General features: G+C 62.3%; 4 protein-coding genes. 1 reads left to right on the forward strand and 3 read right to left on the reverse strand.

Annotated elements, in window-relative coordinates; translation table 11 throughout:
- Positions 1-35: 35 nt before the first annotated feature.
- Positions 36-668, forward strand: a complete 633-nt coding sequence (soxX, locus tag H7225_RS08335) for a sulfur oxidation c-type cytochrome SoxX (protein ID WP_290660726.1) — start codon at positions 36-38, stop codon at positions 666-668.
- 339 nt (positions 669-1007) lie between these two features.
- Here soxX and H7225_RS08340 read toward each other — a convergent pair whose 3' ends face one another.
- The 3 genes from H7225_RS08340 to H7225_RS08350 all read right to left on the reverse strand — a co-directional run.
- Entirely contained in the window at positions 1008-2099 is a 1092-nt protein-coding gene (locus H7225_RS08340; protein WP_290660720.1) for an Imm72 family immunity protein, read from the reverse strand.
- A gap of 110 nt (positions 2100-2209) precedes the next feature.
- Entirely contained in the window at positions 2210-3556 is a 1347-nt protein-coding gene (locus H7225_RS08345) for a hypothetical protein (protein WP_290660722.1), read from the reverse strand.
- Positions 3553-4930, reverse strand: a 1378-nt coding sequence (locus tag H7225_RS08350) for a type VI secretion system Vgr family protein (RefSeq protein ID WP_290660724.1), incomplete at its 5' end; no start/stop codon positions are given. The genes H7225_RS08350 and H7225_RS08345, both read right to left, overlap by 4 nt.

Consider the following 4930-nt stretch of genomic DNA (forward strand, 5'->3'; position numbering starts at 1 on the left):
ACATCAAGCACATCGCCTTTGTCTGCATCGCCGTGCTGGCGGGCTGCGCCTCCCCGGCGGACACGGGCCAGCAAGAGGCTGACCGGCTCGCCCAGCGCATCCTGAAAAGCTCGTTTCGCGCGCAGGGCATCGCCACGCTCGACCGCCTGAACCAGGACGAATTGCAGCAAGCCTGCTCAGGTGAAAAACCGCCCGCCGAAGACGTGGTCAGGCGCATCGAGGCCGCGCAACTGGCTGCTGTGCAGTGGCCGCAAGACGGCGCGTACCTGGGTGACTGGCGCGAAGGCGAGAAGCTGGCGCAAAACGGCCGCGGCATGACCTGGAGCGATCCGGCGAGCGGATCGAACCTGTCAGGCACGTCAGGCACATCAGCCAACGGCGGCAATTGCTACAACTGTCATCAACTCACCCAGGCCGAGATCTCGTTCGGCAGCCTCGGCCCGAGCCTGTATCGCTACGGCGCATTGCGCGGCGTGGCCGATCCGAAAGCGCCGTCCAGCGAAGCCGTCGTCCGCTACACCTGGGGCAAGATCTGGAACGCCAAGGCCTACAACGCCTGTTCCGGCATGCCGCGTTTCGGCCACGCCGGCGTGTTGTCGCCCGCCCAAGTGCGCGATTTGATGGCCCTGCTGCTCGACCCGAAATCTCCGGTCAACGCGCCGCCGTAACTTCCGGGCGCGCTCGGGCGAACAAGAGCCGCGTGCTCAGTGCGCGAAGCTGCCCGACCGCCAGAGCGGCCACCTTGACGTGGCCTGTCTGATCGCCTGCGAAGGCGACGCGCCGGCCGGCGCCGAGCCGGTGGTGTGGCGACTGCTGACCCACCGCACGGCCATCACGCTCGACGTCCGCGGACGAGTTGACAGACGGGTACGGCGCCTGCCGGGAGATCGGGATGTTTTTCCTGGTGTTCAAGGAGGTTGTCGTGCCTGGGCGCCGTGCGTAGGCCTGACTGACATCGCGTGGGTTGACGCGATCACGCTGTCATGCTTCATGCGCTGTCCGGCTGATCAAGCGCCATTCGCAGCATTCATCAGGTACCAGATCACCGTGCCGGTCTGGGTGCTCGTCTGCCCGGGCATGGGCTGGCCGCGTTCGACAAGTTCAATGCGGTTTTGCAACCGCGGTGCCTGCCATTGACCCGTTTGGGGGCACAGGTCGCCCGCGTAGGCGCTTTGGGCGTACCGGTTGGGTGCAGCATCTTCGGGCGGCGACAGGATGTATTGCGCCTCTTCGGCGGGCACGGTGCCGTTCAGATAGCGTGTGTCTTGCCAAATCAGGCGCCAGCGCACGTCGATCAGTTCGTTCTCGCCTTCAGGCTGGTACTGGTGGGCAATTTGGCCCTTGAGAAAATAGTTGGGACAGCCGACGACGGACGTGAACAGGAACCAGGGCTCGTAGATGCCGTCGATGGGAATTTCCTTGCCGCTGAGGATTTGCCCCTCGGCGTGTTCGTTCTTGGACGGGCAAGGCGGCAGGTAGGGGGGGTACGCGCGGGCGGGGGGCCAGCGAATGTCGTGATGCACCGGGTGGGGTAATTGGAACAATGATTCATAGGTCCAACGCGAGAAAAATTCCATGTCTCCAGACTCGGTCACTGTCGCGGTCAACGGCTCCTCAAAATCAAACTGAACACTACATTGCAGACATTCGATGCAAAGCATCGCCCAAAAGCACTGCTTCACAAAACCCACTAGTTCCTCTTGATTGCTGTCGGATAGCTCGCGTGCGCCCAGCGCCATAAAAAACGGGTCACGGTAAACACCCAACTCTTCAGAAGCCCGACCAAAAAGTGGGAAATCGTTGCTGCCGGAGACGATCGATTTGTACGCCGCTTCTTTTCCTGTGCCCTTGCGCAAAATTTCAAGTCCCTGCTCCATTTCCGCAAGCTCTGGCAAAAACGAATAAATGTACTTTTCCTCGTACCACTTTTGGTTGACTCGTGGCGTATCTAACTGCTGTGCGTAAGCTTTCAAAAATTGCCGATAAAACTCCACGGCATGCTCAAGAAACGTCAGGCTGGTGTACTTCTTGAGCAGATGGAAGGCTTTGGCGCGCGCTTCTTCTTGCTGCGCCTGGGTCATGATTTTGGGGTTCAGCATGGCTAATTCGTTTCTTTAACGGGTTGTTTACCTGTCACGGCTGCTCCGCGCAGCGCATAGCCTTCGGAGGCGATCTTGGCCGATCGTTCGCGCTCAGCCAGGTAAAGCGCCTAAGCTTGTTTCTCGCTGGGCAGCAGCACGTCTTTCCAATGTGTAGGCTTGGCCTGAACCTGCAACTTGAGCCATTCTCGAATGGGGGCATTGTGCGGATGGTCGAAGTCAATGAACAACTGGATGTCACCTCCGACGAGCAGGCGCATGGTTGCTTGAGCAGCATCTCCCTTGTCGTCTATTTGCTCGGCAACCCTGCCCTTCCAAATGCGCATGCCTTCCCAGTCGGGTGGGACTGAAATGCCCTTGGCATTGAGCTCGGCTCGGGTGGGTGTCTTCAGTTCAACGTAGCTGCCGTTCATGCTCCAGCCGTGCTTGACGGCGCACTCGGTTCGCCACGTCGCCCCGTTGGGTGGCAGATGGTCTGTCCAGAAGCGCCCGGGAATCGTTCGCGGGTCAGTCAACGTTGCGGTGTCCACGATGCGGATTAGCGTCGTGCCAGGCCGCTGGGTTATTGCCTCAATGGGAGCTTTGATGCTGAAGGTGGAAATGGGGAGTGACTGCTGGAATCGGTCAGCACGTAAGCTTGGCCACCCATCTGTTGATCTGAAGTGCGCTTTGTGCGCCGCAGAGTGCCCCAAACTCGTTCCCCCATCCCTGGCCAGGGTTGCCAGTCGCGCCTCCTCGGTCATCAAGCGCACGCCGCTGTGGCCTACCGTGATGTCTGCCCACGTCCCTTCGACCATGTGCGCCCGGGTGCGGTTGAGCAGTGCGTTCAGGTCCTTGATGCCTTGCGGAATCTTGCGCTCGCCCAATGCCTTGATTTGCTGCAGCTCGGGCACCAGTTCGCGCAGGTACTGCGTCGCCCCTGCGGGCAGCACCGCGCCCATGCGCTTGACAATGAATTCCGCTGACTTGGTCAGCCGGTTGATCAATTCATTGAAGGCATTGAGTACGGGCCGCTGATACTGGGCAAAGTCCAGCGACTGCATCCACTTGTAGACGTCACCGTAGCCGGACTTGCGCAGGAAGGCCAGAATCTCACGTGCGACGGCAGCCAGGTCTTCCGAGGGGCGCGCAGCGCGCATCAGCAACTTGCCCACACCTTTCAACAGGCCGCCCAACACAGGCACGATGGCCAGCAGGCAAAGGATGAGCGAAACCCATTCCCAGGTGTCTTCGCGCGCCTTCGGGTCGTCGCACATGCGCAGGGTAATGGCAATGCAGTCACGGGCTGCGGTGACCTCACCGGCGACCGGGAACATGCTGATGACCGCATCAACAATGATCTGGCCCGTGGTGCGTTTTTGTGTGAATTCACCGCCCAGAGCACCGCCGATCCACTTGGCCGCGCCCCAGATGCCCGTGCCGACTTCCAGCGCTGCTTGCTCGATGACCGCGCTCATGCGCTGCGCCCCCGGAGTTGGTCCAACGACGCCAACATGTCGGCGTCGCTCCAGGCTTGCCGATGGGCGGGGTTGTTCTCCAACGCTGTGGCAACAAAGCTGCGGGCGTCTTCGCCCAGCCGCACACGGCCACTGCCAGTGGGTGCATGACGCATGTCAGCCTTGCCCTGGGCGTCAAACACGCCCTCGTGAACCTGTCCTGCGGCGTATTCGATCTTGAATTTGGCACCTTGCACCGGGGTGTCGTCGTGGTACTCAAAAGACAGGCTCTGCTCTTTACTGGCCGCGTAGACGGGCGAGCCCAAGCTCGGCACCGCGACAGCCCGGCTCGCCGGCCCCGTCATGCTGTGCCCGCCCGCGTGTTCGACCCATTTGCCCAGCGTGCCGTGCTCGATGCCTTGAGCGCTCCAGCGCGTGTAGCTGCCCGCGCCGTTAATCTGTATCTCTTGCTTGGCCGTGAGAGTGATCCGGTTGGCGGTGTGCGTGATGTCGAGCTTGGCCAGCAGGTTGATGGTCTTCTTCAACGCCACGAAGTCGATGCTTTCTTTGGCAGCCACCAGCTTGATGCCGTCCTTGAAGGCGAAGAATTTGATGGCCTTCTTGACGCTGACCAGAAAGCTCTTGCCCGCAGAGACGCTGGTGTGCCCGCCGCTGGTCAGTGCGGTGTGCTCGTCGCTGGCGAGGTGGGTGGACTTGGCGGTGGTGGTCTGGATGCCCGCCGGGCTGGCCAGCACCAGGTGGGGCTCGCTCAGTTCGGGGAAGTGGCCTGACCCGGCCTGGCCGGTGCCCTGGATCGCGTCGTTCTGGCGCTTGAGGGCAGCGACCACCTCGTCCTGGTCGCCTTGCTCCTGGGCTTGGGCGACATGCGCGGCCTCGGACTGGCCCTCGTGCTGGTTGCGCGCAGCGTTCAGGCGGGCCACGGTCTCGCCCAGGTCCTTGACGTGGCCGGCCGCGTTCGGGCGCGCTTCGGTCGTCAGCAGCAGGCCTTGCTGGGCGCGCACCACCGCGTGGCCGTCAGTGCGCAGCTCGATGCCTTCGCCGCGCGCGTCCTGGCGCCCGGCGTGGCCGTCGATGCGGGTGATGTGGCCCAGGCTCAGGGAGCTGCTCTGGTGATCGGATTTCAGCTGGACTTGGATCTTCTGGTCGGTGTCGTCCAGGATCAGGTGGTTGCTGCGGCCCGCGGCGCTGTTGCCGCCCTCCTTCGTGAGTTCGCGGCTGCGAAACCCGCTCAGTGCCGCTTGATCGGGCAGCGCCCACGGCGGCAGGTTGCCCTGGTTGTAGACCTTGCCGGTGCAGATCGGCAGGTCGGGGTCACCGCCGATGAAGGTGACCAGCACCTCTTCGCCGATGCGCGGGATATGCATCGCCCCCAAC

The organism is Aquabacterium sp. (assembly GCF_014378415.1).
Classification (GTDB): Bacteria; Pseudomonadota; Gammaproteobacteria; order Burkholderiales; family Burkholderiaceae_C; genus Aquabacterium.

What these genes read in the sequence shown, in the direction of transcription:
- H7225_RS08340 (WP_290660720.1), bottom strand. Translation starts at nt 2,099, where the DNA reads ATGCTGAACCCCAAAATCATGACCCAGGCGCAGCAAGAAGAAGCGCGC.
- H7225_RS08345 (WP_290660722.1), bottom strand. Translation starts at nt 3,556, where the DNA reads ATGAGCGCGGTCATCGAGCAAGCAGCGCTGGAAGTCGGCACGGGCATC.